The 17,847-nt window shown below is 61.8% G+C and carries 13 protein-coding genes; 7 read left to right on the forward strand and 6 right to left on the reverse strand.

Annotation, left to right across the window (positions count from 1 at the left end):
* Positions 1-69: 69 nt before the first annotated feature.
* Positions 70-345: a hypothetical protein gene (locus HX815_RS03435; protein ID WP_003215984.1), complete on the reverse strand. Its 276-nt coding sequence runs from the start codon at positions 343-345 to the stop codon at positions 70-72.
* Positions 346-513: 168 nt separating this feature from the next.
* Positions 514-2,097 (reverse strand): peptide chain release factor 3, encoded by a 1,584-nt coding sequence (locus HX815_RS03440; protein WP_177027805.1) that lies wholly within the window; start codon positions 2,095-2,097, stop codon positions 514-516.
* 295 nt (positions 2,098-2,392) lie between these two features.
* Between HX815_RS03440 and HX815_RS03445 the strand changes: the two genes are divergently transcribed.
* From HX815_RS03445 to HX815_RS03465, 5 genes are all read left to right on the forward strand, one after another.
* Positions 2,393-3,145, forward strand: a complete 753-nt coding sequence (locus tag HX815_RS03445; protein WP_233092015.1) for an ABC transporter permease — start codon at positions 2,393-2,395, stop codon at positions 3,143-3,145.
* Between the two features lie 38 nt (positions 3,146-3,183).
* Positions 3,184-4,077 carry a glycine betaine ABC transporter substrate-binding protein gene (locus tag HX815_RS03450; protein ID WP_003215975.1) on the forward strand — a complete coding sequence of 298 codons (894 nt, stop codon included), beginning with the start codon at positions 3,184-3,186 and terminating at the stop codon, positions 4,075-4,077.
* An 11-nt stretch (positions 4,078-4,088) separates the two neighbouring features.
* Positions 4,089-4,742, forward strand: a complete 654-nt coding sequence (locus HX815_RS03455) for an ABC transporter permease (protein ID WP_003215973.1) — start codon at positions 4,089-4,091, stop codon at positions 4,740-4,742.
* Positions 4,739-5,896: a betaine/proline/choline family ABC transporter ATP-binding protein gene (locus HX815_RS03460; RefSeq protein WP_003215971.1), complete on the forward strand. Its 1,158-nt coding sequence runs from the start codon at positions 4,739-4,741 to the stop codon at positions 5,894-5,896. The genes HX815_RS03455 and HX815_RS03460 overlap by 4 nt, the downstream gene beginning before the upstream one ends.
* A gap of 474 nt (positions 5,897-6,370) precedes the next feature.
* Complete coding sequence (locus HX815_RS03465) at positions 6,371-7,534, forward strand: type III PLP-dependent enzyme (RefSeq protein WP_003215969.1); 1,164 nt, start codon at positions 6,371-6,373, stop codon at positions 7,532-7,534.
* A gap of 66 nt (positions 7,535-7,600) precedes the next feature.
* On the opposite strand, the gene HX815_RS03470 is transcribed toward HX815_RS03465, so the two are convergent.
* Together HX815_RS03470 and HX815_RS03475 are read right to left on the reverse strand one after the other, a co-directional pair.
* On the reverse strand, positions 7,601-8,401 hold the full coding sequence (locus tag HX815_RS03470) for a tetratricopeptide repeat protein (RefSeq protein WP_177027806.1): 801 nt from the start codon (positions 8,399-8,401) through the stop codon (positions 7,601-7,603).
* A gap of 2 nt (positions 8,402-8,403) precedes the next feature.
* The gene (locus HX815_RS03475; protein WP_008437276.1) at positions 8,404-9,084 is read right to left on the reverse strand and encodes a Fe2+-dependent dioxygenase; all 681 of its coding nucleotides are present in this window, start codon (positions 9,082-9,084) and stop codon (positions 8,404-8,406) included.
* Between the two features lie 219 nt (positions 9,085-9,303).
* Between HX815_RS03475 and HX815_RS03480 the strand changes: the two genes are divergently transcribed.
* Both HX815_RS03480 and HX815_RS03485 read left to right on the forward strand, forming a co-directional pair.
* Positions 9,304-11,598 (forward strand): TonB-dependent siderophore receptor, encoded by a 2,295-nt coding sequence (locus HX815_RS03480; protein WP_177027807.1) that lies wholly within the window; start codon positions 9,304-9,306, stop codon positions 11,596-11,598.
* 135 nt (positions 11,599-11,733) lie between these two features.
* On the forward strand, positions 11,734-14,259 hold the full coding sequence (locus HX815_RS03485) for a sulfite reductase flavoprotein subunit alpha (protein ID WP_177027828.1): 2,526 nt from the start codon (positions 11,734-11,736) through the stop codon (positions 14,257-14,259).
* A 145-nt stretch (positions 14,260-14,404) separates the two neighbouring features.
* Here the strand turns inward: HX815_RS03485 and HX815_RS03490 are convergent, their stop codons facing one another.
* On the reverse strand, positions 14,405-15,946 hold the full coding sequence (locus tag HX815_RS03490; protein WP_087694616.1) for an alkaline phosphatase: 1,542 nt from the start codon (positions 15,944-15,946) through the stop codon (positions 14,405-14,407).
* 186 nt (positions 15,947-16,132) lie between these two features.
* Positions 16,133-17,845: a PTS fructose-like transporter subunit IIB gene (locus HX815_RS03495; RefSeq protein ID WP_008437280.1), complete on the reverse strand. Its 1,713-nt coding sequence runs from the start codon at positions 17,843-17,845 to the stop codon at positions 16,133-16,135.
* Between the last annotated feature and the right edge of the window lie 2 nt (positions 17,846-17,847).

Genomic DNA, 17,847 nt, shown 5'->3' on the forward strand with positions numbered 1-17,847 from the left:
TGTTCTACAGCCCTGCTTGTCGGATAGCGCATCTGTTCGGCAAGCGGGGCTTTCTTTTGCCTGCGTTACTTACGTATCGCTGTCGCCATCGTTGTAAGTGTCGCTGTCTTCGCCATCATTGTCCGGGTTCTCGGCATCGTCATCGTCCTTGGAACCGCCCTGGTTTTCGTCACCGGGCTCGGATTCACTCTTGGCCAACTGCAAGCCACCCGCCTGCACCGTCTTCGCCGCCACAAACCCCGTGCCATGGCTTTGCACAGCCGTATTGGCCCACGCGGCAGACATGCCCAATGACATCATCACCAGCACTTTGAGCAACAGCACCACACGTTGAAAGATACTCATGGTCGAATTCCGCCCAGTCAGGAGTTGAACTGCGTACGACAGCTGTCCACCGTCGCCTTGCTTCAAACTAGTCCCGAACTGAAGTTTTCGCCAATGAAACAACCTGAATAGCAGCCAAAGAAAAAGGCGAAGCCATCACAGCTTCGCCCTCTCTTATATCGCTAACCCTTAGTGATGCTCACGGGTCGCGCGGAATTTCACATCCGGCCAGCGCTCTTCCATCAGCGCCAGGTTGACCCGAGTCGGGGCCAGGTAGGTCAGGTGACCACCGCCGTCGATCGCGAGGTTTTCCACGGCCTTGATCTTGAACTCTTCCAGCTTCTTCTTATCGCTGCAGTCGATCCAGCGCGCGGAGTACACGGTGATCGGCTCATAAGAGCATTCCACCTTGTATTCCTCTTTCAGGCGACTGGCCACTACATCGAACTGCAGCACACCGACGGCGCCGAGGATGATGTCGTTGCTGCGCTCCGGGAAGAACACCTGGGTGGCGCCCTCTTCCGCCAACTGCTGCAAACCCTGGCGCAGTTGCTTGGATTTCAGCGGGTCACGCAGGCGTACGCGGCGGAACAGTTCCGGGGCGAAGTGCGGGATACCGGTGAAGCCCAGCACTTCGCCTTCGGTGAAGGTGTCACCGATCTGGATGGTGCCGTGGTTGTGCAAGCCGATGATATCGCCAGCATACGCTTCTTCCAGCTGCTCACGCTCGGAGGAGAAGAAGGTCAGGGCGTCGCCGATGCGCACGTCCTTGCCGGTACGCACGTGGCGCATCTTCATGCCTTTTTCGTATTTGCCGGAGCAGATACGCATGAAGGCGATACGGTCGCGGTGCTTGGGGTCCATGTTCGCCTGGATCTTGAACACGAAGCCGGCGAATTTCTCTTCCACAGGCTCCACGGTACGCTCGTTGGCAACCCGGGCCAGCGGCTTGGGTGCCCAATTGACCACGGCATCCAGCACGTGATCGACACCGAAGTTGCCCAGGGCGGTACCGAAGAACACCGGCGTCAGCTGGCCGTCGAGGAATTCCTGCTGGTTGAACTCGTGGCAGGCGCCCTGCACCAGTTCCAGCTGGTCGACAAACCGGTCGTACTCGTCACCCAGGTGGTCGCGGGCTTCGTCGGAGTCGAGCTTCTCGATGATTTTCACATCGGTACGTTCGTGGCCGTGGCCAGCGGTGTACACAATGATGTAGTCGTCGGCCAGGTGGTACACGCCCTTGAAGTCGCGGTAGCAACCAATCGGCCAGGTGATCGGCGCGGCCTTGATCTTCAGGACGGCTTCGATTTCGTCCAGCAGTTCGATCGGGTCGCGGATGTCACGGTCGAGTTTGTTGATAAAGCTGACAATCGGCGTATCCCGCAGGCGGCACACGTCCATCAGCGCGATGGTGCGGGGCTCGACGCCTTTACCGCCGTCGAGGACCATCAGCGCCGAGTCCACCGCCGTCAGGGTGCGGTAGGTGTCTTCGGAGAAGTCTTCGTGGCCCGGGGTGTCGAGCAGGTTGATCATGTGGTCGCGATACGGGAACTGCATGACCGACGTGGTAATGGAAATACCACGCTGCTTTTCCATTTCCATCCAGTCGGAGGTGGCATGGCGGTCGGATTTACGGGATTTCACCGTGCCGGCCACCGCGATCGCCTTGCCCATCAGCAACAGCTTTTCGGTGATGGTGGTTTTACCGGCATCGGGGTGGGAAATAATGGCGAAAGTGCGGCGTTTCGCGACTTCGGCGGCCTGGTGGGTCATGGGAAATCGCCTGGCAGGTGAGTCAAAAAAGGGCGGCGAGTATAGCGCAAACCCGGGGTGACGGACCACCGTTCACCCCATTGGGGGTGGCTAATTGCTGCCAAGTATGGAACCTTTTAAAAGGTAGAGACGTCCACTCCCCTGCTATCGCACTCGTAACAGGGGCTGAAAAATCAGCAAGTTAGCCTGACGAGGCTGCGCTCATGGCTCGACCGCATACCGCGTTGCCGGTAGGGGCGAGCTGCTATTCGCGACCACATTCGCCGACAGCCAGGAATGGCATTGCCGCTCGGAAATGTGTTCGCCGACAAAAGAAAAAAGGAGTCCGCCTGTGGCTATTCGCTATGGCAAAGGGCTGATAGGAGGAGCGGTTGTCGTCGCTCTCCTGGCCCTGCTGGTCCACTGGATCGGCATCAACACGATCGAACTGTACCGCGACGATTTGTTGTTTTACCTGCAAGCTCACTTGATCCTCGTCCTTGTTTCGATGCTGGCCGCCCTGATCGTAGGGATTCCCGCCGGTATCCTGCTGAGCCGACCCAACATGGTCGGGCGCGCAGAACGCTTCATGCAGATCTTCAACATCGGCAATACCGTCCCTCCCCTGGCCGTACTGGCCATCGCCCTCGGTGTCCTTGGCATCGGCAGCGGCCCCGCGATCTTCGCGCTGTTCCTCGCCTCGTTGCTGCCCATCGTGCGCAACACCTATGAAGGCCTGAAAAACGTTCAAGGTTCCCTGAAAGAAGCCGCCGTCGGCATCGGCATGACGCCGCGCCAGGTGCTGTTTCGCGTGGAATTGCCCAACGCCGTGCCGATCATCATCGGTGGTGTACGCGTGGCCCTGGCGATCAACGTCGGTACCGCGCCCCTGGCGTTCCTGATTGGCGCCAACAGCCTGGGCAGCCTGATCTTCCCCGGCATCGCCCTGAACAATCAGCCGCAACTGCTGCTCGGCGCCGCATGCACCGCGCTGCTGGCCTTGCTGCTCGACGGTCTGGTGACCATGGCCAGCCGCCTTTGGCTGGAACGCGGGTTGCGTCCGTCTTAAGGCTTTGGCCCCGTCTTGGGCCTGAAACAGGAATTCACATGAAAAAACTGACATTGATATTGAGCTGCGTCCTGCTGTTCGCAGGGTTTGCGCAAGCCGCTGAAAAACCGGTCATCCGCATCGGCGCCCGGGTGTTCACTGAACAGACCCTGCTCGCCGAAATCACCTCCCAGTACCTGCGCACCAAGGGTTACGACACCCGTGTGACCGGCGGCCTGGGCAGCAACCTGGCACGCAGTGCCCAGGAAAGCGGGCAACTGGACCTGATCTGGGAATACACCGGCGTGTCGCTGGTGGCCTATAACCACGTCGACGAGAAGCTCGACAGCGAACAGTCCTACGCCCGAGTGAAAGAACTCGACGCGAAAAAAGGCCTGGTCTGGCTCTCCCCGTCGAAATTCAGCAACACCTACGCCCTGGCCCTGCCAGAGAACGTGGCCAAGGAATTCCCGCAGATCAACAGCATCAGCGACCTGACCGCGGCACTGGCCGAGAAAACCAAGGAAAACCGCCTGGTGGCCCTGGACACCGAGTTCGCCAACCGTTCCGACGGCATGGCCGGCATGGTCAAGCTGTACGACATGAACCTGACCCGCAAGAACACCCGGCAGATGGACGCCGGCCTGGTGTACACCGCGCTGCGTAATGGCCAGGTGTTTGCCGGCTTGGTCTACACCACCGACGGCCGCCTGAACGCCTTCAAATTGAAGCTGCTGGAAGACGACAAGCACTACTTCCCGGACTACACCGCCGCGCCGGTGGTGCGTCAGGTTTACCTCGATGCCCATCCGCAACTGGCCGCTGATCTCAAGCCACTGGCTGCGCTGTTCGACGACGAAACCATGCGCCAGCTGAATGCGCGGGTCGACGTCGACCACGAAAGCCCGTCCGCCGTGGCCGCAGATTTCCTGCGCCAGCATCCGATCAACTAAGAGGAGAAGACATGGAATTCCTGAACGCCTTTTCCCATCTTGATTGGGCCCAAGTCCTGCACCTGACCTGGCAGCACATCACCCTGGTCGGCATTGCAGTGATCCTCGCAATCGTCGTCGGCGTGCCCCTGGGTGTGCTGATGACCCGCTTCCCGACGCTCGCCGGCCCATTGCAAGCCAGTGCCACGGTGTTGCTGACCGTGCCGTCGATTGCGCTGTTCGGCCTGCTGCTGCCGTTCTACTCCAAGTTCGGCCAGGGCCTGGGGCCGATGCCGGCGATCACCGCCGTGTTCCTCTATTCCCTGTTGCCCATCATGCGTAACACCTACCTCGCCCTCACCGGCGTTGAGCCAGGCATTCGCGAGGCCGCCAAAGGCATCGGCATGACCTTCGGCCAGCGCTTGCGCATGGTCGAGCTGCCGATTGCCGTACCGGTGATCCTCGCCGGTGTGCGCACCGCCGTCGTCATGAACATTGGTGTGATGACCATCGCCGCCACCATCGGCGCCGGTGGCCTGGGTGTACTTATTCTGGCTTCCATCAGCCGCAGCGACATGTCGATGCTGATCGTTGGCGCCGTGCTGGTCAGTCTCCTGGCCATCTTCGCCGACCTGCTTCTGCAATGGCTGCAACGCACGCTGACTCCAAAAGGACTGCTCAAATGATCGAACTTCAAAACCTGACCAAGACCTTCCAAAGCAACGGCAAGACCATCACCGCCGTTGATTCCGTAAGCCTGACCGTCAACGAAGGCGAAATTTGCGTATTCCTCGGCCCCTCGGGCTGCGGCAAGAGCACCACGCTGAAGATGATCAACCGCCTGATCAAGCCGACCTCCGGCAAGATCCTGATCAACGGCGAAGACACCACCGACCTCGACGAAGTGACCCTGCGTCGCAACATCGGCTACGTGATCCAGCAGATCGGTCTGTTCCCGAACATGACCATCGAAGAGAACATCGTGGTGGTGCCCAAGCTGCTGGGCTGGGACAAGCAGAAATGCCACGACCGCGCCCGCGAGTTGATGAGCATGATCAAGCTCGAACCCAAGCAGTACCTGCATCGCTACCCGCGTGAGCTGTCCGGCGGCCAGCAACAGCGGATCGGCGTGATCCGCGCCCTGGCGGCGGATGCACCGTTGCTGCTGATGGATGAGCCGTTCGGCGCGGTCGACCCGATCAACCGCGAGATGATCCAGAACGAGTTTTTCGAGATGCAGCGCGCGCTGAACAAGACCGTGATCATGGTCAGCCACGACATCGACGAAGCCATCAAGCTGGGTGACAAGATCGCGATCTTCCGCGCCGGCAAGCTGCTGCAGATCGACCACCCGGACACCCTGCTGGCCCACCCTGCCGACGAATTCGTCAGCAACTTCGTTGGCCAGGACAGCACCCTCAAGCGCCTGCTGCTGGTGAAGGCTGAGGATGCGGCGGACAACGCGCCGTCGGTCAGCCCGGAAACCCCGGTGGCGGAGGCCCTGGAGCAGATGGATGAGTTGGACCGTCGCTACGTGGTGGTCACCGATGCCGAGAACAAGGCCCTGGGTTATGTGCGACGTCGCGACCTGCATCGTCAGACCGGTACCTGCGGCCAGTACCTGCGGGAATTCAACGCCACGGCGGCGTATGACGAGCATTTGCGCATCCTGCTGTCGCGGATGTACGAGTTCAACCGCTCGTGGTTGCCGGTGATGGATGCGGAGCGGGTGTTCCTCGGGGAAGTGACCCAGGAGTCGATTGCCGAGTACCTGAGTTCCGGTAAGTCCCGTGGGGGCAAGACCAGCATTGTGTCGCCTGCCGAGACAGCACTGGCCTGACCTGACACACAGCGGTCAAAATGTGGGAGCGGGCTTGCTCGCGAAGGCAGAGTGTCAGTCACCGGATGCATTGGCTGATACACCGCATTCGCGAGCAAGCCCGCTCCCACATTGGATCTTCACTGTACCCGCAACACCTCAAATTGCCCCTACCGGGGAACATCAATCCGTCATACCGGTCGGTTACATAAGTAGCTGCACGCGGCCGCACGACGAACGCGTGCAAAAACGCGACATTTTTAGTTGATCTATAGCCCCTCACGTCCTAAAGTTCGCGCCGAACGTCCATGCTGGAAACGATCCATCCGGCTCAAGTACTGACGACGAGACAGCAAGGCCAAGGGAAGCGGTTGATCCCATGGCCTTTTTGCTTTCGGCGACATGCCTTGGGAAGTAGGCGAACCAAAGTGGGGATACGGAGGACGTTCATTTGCACCCATTGATCAATCTAGTTTGCCAGTAGGAGTTCCCAGCATGTCGATTCAGGTCGAAGACTATTTCGCGCGCGCCACTTTTGACAAAATGAAGGCGTTCGCCGACACCCAGGAAACCCCGTTCGTGGTGATCGACACCGCGATGATCAGCCAGGCCTACGATGACCTGCGCGCCGGTTTCGAATTCGCCAAGGTGTATTACGCCGTCAAGGCCAACCCGGCCGTCGAGATCATCGACCTGCTCAAGGACAAGGGTTCGAGCTTCGACATCGCGTCGATCTACGAGCTGGACAAGGTCATGGACCGCGGCGTCAGCCCTGACCGTATCAGCTACGGCAACACCATCAAGAAATCCAAGGACATCCGCTACTTCTACGAGAAGGGCGTGCGCCTGTTCTCCACCGACTCCGAAGCCGACCTGCGCAACATCGCCAAGGCCGCCCCGGGTTCGAAAGTGTATGTGCGTATCCTCACCGAAGGCTCGACCACGGCCGACTGGCCGCTGTCGCGCAAATTCGGCTGCCAGACCGACATGGCCATGGACCTGCTGATTCTCGCCCGCGACCTGGGCCTGGTGCCTTACGGCATCTCCTTCCACGTCGGCTCGCAACAGCGTGACATCAGCGTGTGGGACGCGGCGATCGCCAAGGTCAAAGTGATCTTCGAGCGCCTGAAGGAAGAAGACGGCATCCACCTGAAGCTGATCAACATGGGCGGCGGCTTCCCGGCCAACTACATCACCCGCACCAACAGCCTGGAAACCTACGCCGAGGAAATCATCCGCTTCCTCAAGGAAGACTTCGGTGACGATCTGCCGGAAATCATCCTGGAGCCGGGCCGTTCGTTGATCGCCAACGCCGGGATCCTGGTCAGCGAAGTGGTACTGGTTGCGCGTAAATCCCGCACCGCCGTCGAGCGCTGGGTATACACCGACGTGGGCAAATTCTCCGGCCTGATCGAAACCATGGACGAAGCCATCAAGTTCCCGATCTGGACCGAGAAGAAAGGCGAGATGGAAGAAGTGGTCATCGCCGGCCCGACCTGCGACAGCGCCGACATCATGTACGAGAACTACAAGTACGGCCTGCCGCTGAACCTGGCGATTGGTGACCGGATGTACTGGTTGTCCACCGGTGCGTACACCACCAGCTACAGCGCAGTTGAATTCAATGGCTTCCCGCCATTGAAATCGTTCTACCTGTAAACGCACGCCCTGATCGTTCCCACGCTCTGCGTGGGAACGCATCCGGTGACGCTCTGCGTCACGCCGTTAGAGCGGACGCAGGGCGTCCAGGGCGGCATTTCCACGCAGAGCGTGGGAACGATCAAGTTCAATCGCATGCTCTTGATAGATCTCGGCCATTGCCCGTATCTGCGGCTCATTGGCGGCACACAACGCCTTGTGCGCCACCCGCAAGAACTTCAAATTCCCGCCCGCCAGTGCCTTGCGCAACCATTCCAGTGCCGTTTCTATCTCGCCCCGGTCCGCCAACACCGCTGCATAACTGAACTGCCCGCGAAAATCCCCGCCTTCTGCTGACTGGCGATACCACGCCACCGCCGCCTCCAGATCCCTCGGGCAGTACTGCCCTTCTTCCAGATAACGCCCCAGCAGGTTCATCGACTTGGCATGGCCCAGTTCCGCCGCCTGTCGATAACACGCCAGCGCCTGGGCTTGATCCTCGGCAACCCCGCGCCCGGTCGCCAGCAGGTTGGCGTAGTTGTACAAGCCCCAATCCAGCCCGGCCTCGGCCGCCCGACGATATTCCCGGGCCGCCGCCACGGCATCCGCCTCGCAACCCCAGCCATGCTCCAGGCAACGCCCGAGCATATTGCGCGCCATCAAATGCCCGCCCTTGGCGGCGATGCGGAACCAGCGCATTGCCAGTGCTTCATCGCGCTCGATGCCGCGCCCTTCCAGCAGGATTTGCCCGAGCAGCGCCTGGGCATCCACCACACCCTCTTTCGCGGCGATCAAAATCGCCTGGGCGGCGCGCACCGGGGAGTCGTCGAGCATGCTCTGCAATTGCTCAACGTTGAGTACTTCTTCACGGCGCAATAAAAAGCCCACGGTCAGACCTCAACCCAGCGGCGCAGCAGGTTGTGATAGGTGCCGGTGAGCTGGATCAGCGCGGGGTGGTCGGGCACGTCGCGGCTCAGTTGCTGGATCGCCCCGTCCATCTCGAACAGCAAGGTGCGCTGGCTGTCCTCGCGCACCAGGCTTTGGGTCCAGAAAAACGAGGCGTAGCGCGCGCCGCGGGTCACGGCGTTGACCTTGTGCAGGCTGGAGCCGGGGTACAGCACCATGTCGCCCGCCGGCAACTTGACCCGCTGCAGGCCGAAGGTGTCCTGGATTTCCAGCTCGCCGCCGTCGTAGTCGTCGGGGTCGCTGAAAAATACGGTGGAGGAAAGGTCAGTGCGCACCCGCTCGTGGCTGCCCTTGGACTGGCGCACGGCGTTGTCGATATGGAAGTCGAAACTGCCGCCGGCGGTGTAACAGTTGAGCAATGGCGGGAAGACCTTGTGCGGTAACGCCGCTGACATGAACAGCGGATTTTTCCACAAGCGATCGAGGATCGCCGCGCCGATTTCCTTTGCCAGCGGGTGGCCTTCCGGCAGTTGCAGGTTGTGTTTGGCCTTGGCCGATTGGTGCCCGGCAGTGATTTTGCCGTCGGCCCACTCGGTGTGCGCCAGGGCTTCGCGGATGCGCAGCACTTCCTCGCGAGAGAACAGGCCGGGAATGTGCAGCAACATGGAGGCATTACCTGAAAACAGTGAGGCGCCAATGGTAGTGATTCTTATTGACTGTGTACAACCCTACTCCCGCCCAAAGGACGAACGAGATCGTCAAAACCGTAAGCAAAAAGTGTAAAGAACGTAAATTCAGTGCGAATAGTAATGTATCGCAATTGATATGAAGTCTTGTTCTCCCTATATTCCGCGGCCTCACCTCCTTGGGGAAAGGACACACTCATGCCGCGCACTTCGATAAAAACACCTGCCAGTTCACCACGTTTGCTGGCCTCGGCCATCGGCGTTGCCATCAGCGCCAGCTCTGCCGCCCAACTGGCGCAAGCTGCTGAAGACACCGAGCAGAAAGGCGAGCGCAACAGCATTTCCCTGGGAGCCACCAGCATCACCGGCCAGGAACAGGACAGCACGTCCTACCAGGTCGAAAAAGCCTCCTCGCAGAAGTACACCGCGCCGCTGGTAGATACTCCGCGCTCGGTCACCGTGGTGCCGCAGCAAGTGCTCAAGGACACCGCCGCCACCTCGTTGCAGGACGCCTTGCGCACCGTGCCGGGGATTACCTTCGGCGCCGGTGAAGGCGGCAACCCGCAGGGCGACCGTCCGTTCATTCGCGGCTTCGACGCCCAGGGCGATACCTACCTCGACGGCGTGCGCGACACGGGCGGCCAGAGCCGCGAGATCTTCGACATCGAATCCATCGAAGTCAGCAAAGGCCCCAACTCGTCATTCGGCGGCCGCGGCTCGGCCGGCGGCAGCCTCAACCTGGTGAGCAAGACGCCACAGGCGCGGGACTTCACCAACGGTGGCTTCACCTACGGCTCCGACCAGACCCGCCGCTATGTGCTCGACGTCAACCGTCAGTTCCTCGACAGCGCGGCCTTCCGCCTGAACCTGATGAGCCACGAACAGAACGTCGCCGGGCGTGATGCCGTCAACTACGACCGCTGGGGCGTGGCGCCGTCGCTGACCTTCGGCCTGGGCACTCCGACCCGAGTCAACTTCAGCTACTACCACATGGAAAGCAACGACCTGCCGGATTCGGGCATTCCGTATGGCTACAGCAACAGCGGCGCAAGAGCCGCCCACGTGCATGACAAGCCAACCGACGGCGGCGACAGCAACAACTTCTACGGCCTCAAGGATCGCGACTTCCGCAAGACCCGCGCCGACAACAGCACGTTCTCCATCGAGCACGACCTGAACGACAACATGACGCTGAAAAACACCCTGCGCCACGGCAACACCGGCCAGGACTATATCGTCACCCAACCCGACGACAGCCAGCACAACGTCAACCAGTTCGGCACCGTGTGGCGCCGCGCGAACACCCGCGTGTCCACCACCGAGACCACCACCAACCAGACCGATCTGTTTGGCAGCTTCCAGGCGCTGGGCTTCAAGAACACCTACTCCACCGGGCTGGAATTCACCGGCGAAGAAACCCGCTACAGCGGCTACACCGTCAGCCCGAACAGCAACCCCGGTTGCCCGGCGCCCGGCAAAGGCGGCCAGTGCACCTCGCTGGGCAACCCGAACCCGGACGATGCCTGGACCGGCAGCATTGCGCGCAACTACAACGGCACCAACACCAAGGCCACCAGCCGTGCCGCCTATGTGTTCGACACCATCGAGCTGGACCCGAAATGGCTGCTGAACGTCGGCCTGCGCTACGACACCTTCGACACCGTGGCCAACACCAATGCGGTGCCGACCGCCACCGTCAAGGCCCGCAGCAAGATCAAGAACGACAGCCAGTTCTTCAACTGGCAGGCGGGCCTGGTCTGGAAGCCGGTTGAAAACGGCAGCATCTATGCCTCCTACGCCACCTCAGCCTCACCGGCCGGCGGCCTGGTAGGTGAAGGCGCCGACGGCAACCCGCTGTCTGCCGGCGCCGCCACCAGCGACCTGAAACCGGAAGAGACCGTCAACTACGAGCTGGGCACCAAGTGGGACATGTTCCACGACCGCCTGTCCCTGACCGCCGCGGTGTTCCGCACCGAGAAGAAAAACACGCGGATCCTGGTGGACGCGCTGACCTATGAAAACGGTGGCGAATCCCGCGTCGACGGCCTGGAGCTTTCCGCCAGCGGCAAGCTGACCGATCAATGGCAAGTGTTCGCCGGCTACAGCTACCTGAAAAGCGAACTGGTGGACCCGGGCCTGAACGGTCGTAACGGTGTCGTCAGTGCCGGCTCGAACAAAGGCAACCAGATGCCCAACACGCCGAAGAACACCTTCAGCCTGTGGACGACGTATGACGTGACACCCAAGCTCACCATCGGCGGCGGCGCGTTCTATGTCGACGAGGTCTACGGCGATGCGGGCAACACCGTCTACGTGCCGTCCTACACCCGCTACGACGCTATGGCCAGCTACAAGCTGACCAAGAACGTCGACCTGCAGTTGAACGTGCAGAACCTCACCGACAAGACCTACTACGACAAGGCCTATGCCTCGCATTTTGCCAACCAGGCAGCCGGTCGTACGGCCCTGCTGACCACCAGTTTCCATTTCTAAACCGATACAAATGACTGCACGAAACCCCACGCATCGGATGCGTGGGGTTTTTGCGTGTAAAAAAGAATGTTTCTCGACAACTCGCGGCATAATGCGCGCCGTGAAACACCTAACCTGATGACGAGGCCGTACGACGTGTTGAAGAAAACCCTGTTCCAGTTGCATTGGTTCTTCGGCATTACCGCCGGGCTGGTGTTGGCCTTGATGGGGATCACCGGCGCAACGGTGTCGTTCCAGGATGAACTCATCGAGTTGCTGAACCCGACGGTGTTGACGGTGGAAAAGCGTCCGGCCGGGGTACTGCCGCCCGCTGAACTGGTGCACCTGCTGGAAGCCCGTGAAGGCAAAGTCGTGTCGATGCTCACGGTGCAGCCCGACAGCACCAACGCGGCCAAGGTCTGGTTCACCCCACCGCCCGGTGAACGTCGCGGGCAGATGCGCTACTTCGACCCGTACACCGGCGACTACCTGGGCGATGCCGTCGGCCAGGACTTCTTCGGCTTCGTGCTGCAACTGCACCGTTTCCTCGCCATCGGCGACACCGGCCGGCAAATCACCGGCGCCTGCACGCTGATCCTGGTGTTCTTCTGCCTCTCGGGCCTGTACCTGCGCTGGCCGCGCCAAGTGGCAAGCTGGCGTGCATGGCTGGCGGTGGACTGGCGCAAGAAAGGCCGCAGTTTCAACTGGGACCTGCACTCGGTATTCGGCACTTGGTGCCTGCTGTTCTATCTTCTGGCGGCACTGACCGGACTGTTCTGGTCCTACGAGTGGTACAGCAACGGCATGACCAGACTGCTGTCCGACGCGCCGCAGAACGAACGCGTACGCAAGCGCGGCCCGGCCCCCGAAGGGCCTGCGCCGGTGGCCAATTACGCCGCGATCTGGAGCAGCATCTACAGCAACGCCGGCCCCGGCTTGAGCGGCTACAACATCCGCATGCCCGCGGTCGCCGGCCAACCCGCCACCGTCTACTACCTGCTGAAGACCTCGCCCCACGATCGCGCGCTGAACCAGATCAACCTCGACCCGGCCACCGGCGAAGTCAAATCCCATGACACCTACGCCGGCAAAAGCTTCAAGGCGCAGATCCTGACCAGTATCTATGCGCTGCACACCGGCAGCTACTTCGGCCTGCCCGGCCGGATCATCCTGACGTTCAGCGCGCTGCTGATGCCGCTGTTCTTCATCACCGGCTGGCTGTTGTACCTGGACCGCCGCCGCAAGAAACGCCAGGTGCGCGATGCCCGCAAAGGCCTGACCGGCAACCACAGCGACGCGCCGGCCTGGCTGATCGGCTTTGCCAGCCAGAGCGGCTTTGCCGAGCAACTGGCCTGGCAGACCGCCGGGCAGTTGCAGGCCGCCGGCGTGCCAGTGAACGTGCAGTCGCTGGGCAGCGTCAGCGAAGAGGATTTGCGCCAATCGAGCCATGCGCTGTTCGTGGTCAGCACCTTCGGCGACGGCGAGGCACCGGACAGCGCCCGCGGTTTCGAGCGCAGCGTGCTCGGCCAGGACCTGTCCCTCAAGGGCCTGAACTACTCGGTGTTGGCCCTGGGTGATCGCCAGTACCAACACTTCTGCGGCTTCGCCCGGCGCCTGCATTTCTGGCTGACCAACCAGGGCGGCAACCCGCTGTTCGCCCCGGTGGAAGTCGACAGCGGCGACACCGATGCGTTGCTGCACTGGCAACAACAACTGGGCCAACTGACCGGCCATGCACCCGCTGCGGCATGGGCCAGCGCGACCTATGAAAACTGGACCCTGAAGCAACGCACCCTGCTCAACCCGCACAGCAGTGGCTCCGGCGTCTATTTGCTCGGGCTCACCCCGCCAGCCCCCCGGGACTGGCTGGCCGGCGACCTGGTGGAAGTGCTGCCACGCAATTGCCCATGGGCCATCGAACACTTCCTGGAAGGCCTGGGACTGGCCGGCAGCGAAGGTGTGGTAGTCGACGGCCTTGCACACACCCTCGACCAGGCCCTGGCCGGCCGCCAACTGCCGGACAATCGCGCACACCTGGTGGGCCTGCATGCCCAGGCGCTGGTCAATGCACTGGTGCCGCTGGGCATGCGCGAATACTCCATCGCCTCGATTGCCAGCGACGGTGTGCTGGAGCTGATCGTGCGCCAGGAGCGTCACCCCGATGGCAGCGTGGGCGTGGGTTCCGGCTGGTTGACCGAACATGCACCGCTGGGTTCGACCATCAGCCTGCGAGTGCGGCGCAACAGTGGTTTCCATCTGCCGACCGAGCCGCTCCCGATGATCCTGCTGGGCAACGGCACCGGCCTTGCCGGGTTGCGCAGCCTGCTCAAGGCGCGGGTTGCCGACGGCCAGCAGCGCAACTGGCTGCTGTTTGGCGAACGCAATATCGCCCATGACTACCACTGCCAGGACGAGCTGCAAGGCTGGCTGGCCAGCGGTGACCTGGCGCTACTGGACCTGGCCTTTTCCCGGGACCAGGCAGAGAAAATCTACGTGCAGGATCGCCTGCGCGAATCAGCGGATGTGCTGCGTAAATGGGTGGCCGATGGCGCCGCGATTTACGTCTGCGGCAGTTTGCAGGGGATGGCGGCGGGTGTGGATCAGGTGCTGCACGATGTGCTGGGCAGCGAAGCCGTCGAACGCTTGATCGAGCAGGGCCGCTACCGCCGGGATGTTTACTGACCCCCTGAAGATACACCGATCAAAATGTGGGAGGGCTTGCTCGCGAAGGCAGTGGATCAGTCCATACATCTGTTGACTGACACACCGCCTTCGCGAGCAAGCCCTCCCACATTGGCTCTTCTTCAGTAGGTAGATTGCATTGCAATCACACTGGCGCCAGCTTCTGCTCAAACACCGAAACCCCATCCAGGTCCCGCAAAATCACCGTCAGCTCCGCCGTCTGTCCATCAATCTGCACCTCGCCAAAAAACTGGAACCCGGCAAACGGCGAGCTGTTCTGCACCGTCGGCGCCTTCTCGAACACCACTTCCGGGCCAAAGGTTTTATCCAGCGGATTAGGCCCGAAACTCCCGGCATTCAACGGCCCGGCGACAAACTCCCAGAACGGCTCAAAATCCTGAAACGCCGCCCGATCCGGATGGTAATGATGGGCCGCGCAGTAATGCACATCCGCCGTCAGCCACACGTGATTACGCACCTGCTGCGCCCGCAGAAACGCGAGCAATTCGGCAATTTCCAACTCGCGCCCCTGGGCCGGGCCCGGGTCGCCGTTGGCGATCGCTTCCCAACGCGGCACGCCGGGGCTGACCTCACCGTCGGGCACGCCCAGGCCAATGGGCATGTCGGCGGCGATGACTTTCCACTGCGCCTGGGAGGCCTTCAATTCGCGCTTCAGCCAGTCCAGTTGCTCACGCCCAAGGAACGGTTTTTCACCGCCAAGGTTGTCATCGTTCGGCCCGCGATAGCTGCGCATGTCCAGCACAAACACATCCAGCAACGGGCCGTAGCTGAGCTTGCGATAAATCCGCCCGCCCTGGTCGGCGCTTTGCCGGCGCATCGGTGAATATTCCAGCCAGGCCTGACGCGCACGGCCCACCAGGGTGTTGATGTCGCGGGTTTTGTAGCGCTCATCCAGTTGCTTGCTCGGCGACCAGTTGTTGATCACCTCGTGGTCGTCCCACTGCCAGATCTGCGGCACTTCGGCGTTGAAGCGACGTACGTTCTCGTCCATCAGGTTGTAGCGGTAGTTGCCCCGGTATTCATTCAGGGTTTCAGCGACTTTGCTTTTGGCTTCGGTGGTGATGTTGCGCCAGATGCGTCCGTCCTCGGTGGTCAGTTGCGCGGGCACCGGGCCGTCGGCGTAGATGGTGTCGCCGCTGTGAATGAAGAAGTCCGGCAGGCGCAGGCGCATGGCTTCGTAGATGCGCATGCCGCCGATGTCCGGGTTGATGCCGAAGCCCTGGCCGACGGTGTCGCCGCTCCACACAAAGCGGATATCCCGGCGCTGCTGCGGCACGCTGCGCAGGTGACCGAACCAGGGCTCGCTGGCCACGCCGGTCTGGGCATCTTCAAAGTGCACACGGTAGAAAATCGCCTGGTCGACGGGCAGGCCGGTGAGTTCGACACGGGCGGTGAAATCGGTGCGGCTGTCGGCCAGGGGCGAGACGAATTTGCGCGGGTTGCTGAACACACTGCGGGTGTCCCACTCCACCACCATCCGGGCCGGGCGGTCGCTGCGGCTCCAGATCATCGCGCGGTCGCCCAGCAGGTCGCCGGACTGCACGCCGTCGGTGAGTTGCGGGCGATCCTTGACCGAGGCGATCACCGCAGGCGCGAGGCCCGGCAGCAACAGGCCTGCGCCGACGGCTTGCATCACGCGGCGGCGGCCGAGATTGAAGTGGCTCATGCGGGTTCCCTCTCGAGCAGCAAAAGGGAAACTTAAGCATGACGGGATGAACGGGTTATGACACCGGCCTTATTGCTCACGGAGGTCAAATGTGGGAGCTGGCTTGCCTGCGATAGCCTCAACTCGGTTGCGTTGATACACCGAGGTGCCTGCATCGCAGGCAAGCCAGCTCCTACATGAACCGCGTCATGCCTGGGCGGGTGCGACAGAAAGCTCTACGGTCTCAGGGCGCTTGAGGAATGCATACACCACGGCCGTCAACAAACTGCCCGCCACGATCGCCAGCAGGTACAGCAGCGCATGGTTGATCGCATTCGGGATCAGCATCACAAACAATCCACCATGGGGCGCCATCAGCTTGCAGCCGAAATACATCGACAGCGCACCGGTCAGCGCACCGCCGGCGATGCTTGCCGGGATTACCCGCAGCGGGTCCTTGGCAGCAAACGGAATTGCGCCTTCAGAGATAAAGCACATGCCGAGGATCAGCGCGGCCTTGCCGGCTTCACGCTCGGTCTGGGCGAACTTGCGCCGCGCCAGGAAGGTGGCGATGCCCATGCCAATCGGCGGCACCATGCCGGCGGCCATGGTCGCGGCCATGGGGGCACCGCTTTGCGCTGCCAGCAGGCCGACGGAAAACGCGTAGGCTGCCTTGTTGATCGGGCCACCGAGATCGACGCACATCATGCCGCCCAGCAAGATGCCCAGCAGCACGGCGTTGGTGGTGCCCATGGTGCTGAGAAAATCCGTGAGGCCGGTGAGCATCTTCGCCACCGGCGGCCCTACCAGGTAAATCATCGCCAGGCCGGTGAACAGACTCGCCAGCAACGGGATGATCAGGATCGGCTTGAGGGCTTCCAGGCTCTGGGGCAAACGGATCGCGCGGCTGATGAATTTGACGCAGTAGCCGGCGAGAAAGCCGGCGAAGATCCCGCCGATAAACCCCGCGCCCAAGGTGCTGGCCAGCAGGCCACCGATCATGCCGGGGGCCAATCCAGGACGGTCGGCAATCGAGTAGGCGATGTAACCCGCCAGCAGCGGCACCATCAGCATGAACGCCTGGTCGCCGACGGTTTTCAGCGCGGCGGCCAGGGTGCCTTTTTCTTCAAAGGCATGAATGCCGAACACGAATGACAGGGCGATCAGCAGACCGCCCGCCACCACCATCGGCAGCATGAACGACACGCCGGTGAGCAAGTGTTTGTAGACACCGGTCTTCTCCGGTTTGGCAGCGGCACCACTGGCAGCGGATTCCTGCTTGCCTTCGGCCAGCGCCTTGTTGAGGGTCGCCTCGGATTGCTTGAGCGCGATCCCGGTGCCGCAGCGATAGATTTTCTTGCCGGCAAAGCGCTCGGTGGCGACTTCGATGTCGGCGGCGAGCAGTACCACGTCGGCGTCACGAATCGCCTCGGGACTCAGCGGCGTGCGGGCGCCCACGGAGCCCTGGGTTTCCACCTGCAAGTCATACCCGAGGCGCTTGGCGGTTTGCTGCAACGCTTCGGCAGCCATGAAGGTGTGGGCGACGCCGGTCGGGCACGCGGTGATCGCGACGATACGCGGCGTGCTTTTCGCCGGTGCCGCGTCAGCCACCTGCACCTGGGCCTCCTCGGCTCCGCGACGCAACACCGCGTCCACATCCTGCAACGCCTGGGCCGGCGTGCTGCGGAATACGCGTTTGCCGACAAAACGCTGCATGTCCACCGGCGTGCTGCTGACCAGCAATACCCACTCGGCGGCTTCAATGGTGGCCGCCGACAATTGGCGTTCCGGATGCTGCACGTCGACCACTTCGACGCTGGTGCTCCAGCCCTGGCGTTGCGCGGCGGCATCCAGCAAGCGGGCGCACAGCACACTGGTGACCATGCCGTTCGGGCAGGCAGTAACAATGGCTAACTTCATGA

This window comes from Pseudomonas sp. E6002, from assembly GCF_013385565.1.
Lineage (GTDB): Bacteria > Pseudomonadota > Gammaproteobacteria > Pseudomonadales > Pseudomonadaceae > Aquipseudomonas.

Bases quoted from the DNA above. Each gene is read 5' to 3' on its own strand.
- HX815_RS03435 (WP_003215984.1), bottom strand. From the start codon at position 345: ATGAGTATCTTTCAACGTGTGGTGCTGTTGCTCAAAGTGCTGGTGATG.
- HX815_RS03440 (WP_177027805.1), bottom strand. From the start codon at position 2,097: ATGACCCACCAGGCCGCCGAAGTCGCGAAACGCCGCACTTTCGCCATT.
- HX815_RS03445 (WP_233092015.1), top strand. From the start codon at position 2,393: ATGTGTTCGCCGACAAAAGAAAAAAGGAGTCCGCCTGTGGCTATTCGC.
- HX815_RS03450 (WP_003215975.1), top strand. From the start codon at position 3,184: ATGAAAAAACTGACATTGATATTGAGCTGCGTCCTGCTGTTCGCAGGG.
- HX815_RS03455 (WP_003215973.1), top strand. From the start codon at position 4,089: ATGGAATTCCTGAACGCCTTTTCCCATCTTGATTGGGCCCAAGTCCTG.
- HX815_RS03460 (WP_003215971.1), top strand. From the start codon at position 4,739: ATGATCGAACTTCAAAACCTGACCAAGACCTTCCAAAGCAACGGCAAG.
- HX815_RS03465 (WP_003215969.1), top strand. From the start codon at position 6,371: ATGTCGATTCAGGTCGAAGACTATTTCGCGCGCGCCACTTTTGACAAA.
- HX815_RS03475 (WP_008437276.1), bottom strand. From the start codon at position 9,084: ATGTTGCTGCACATTCCCGGCCTGTTCTCTCGCGAGGAAGTGCTGCGC.
- HX815_RS03480 (WP_177027807.1), top strand. From the start codon at position 9,304: ATGCCGCGCACTTCGATAAAAACACCTGCCAGTTCACCACGTTTGCTG.
- HX815_RS03490 (WP_087694616.1), bottom strand. From the start codon at position 15,946: ATGAGCCACTTCAATCTCGGCCGCCGCCGCGTGATGCAAGCCGTCGGC.
- HX815_RS03495 (WP_008437280.1), bottom strand. From the start codon at position 17,845: ATGAAGTTAGCCATTGTTACTGCCTGCCCGAACGGCATGGTCACCAGT.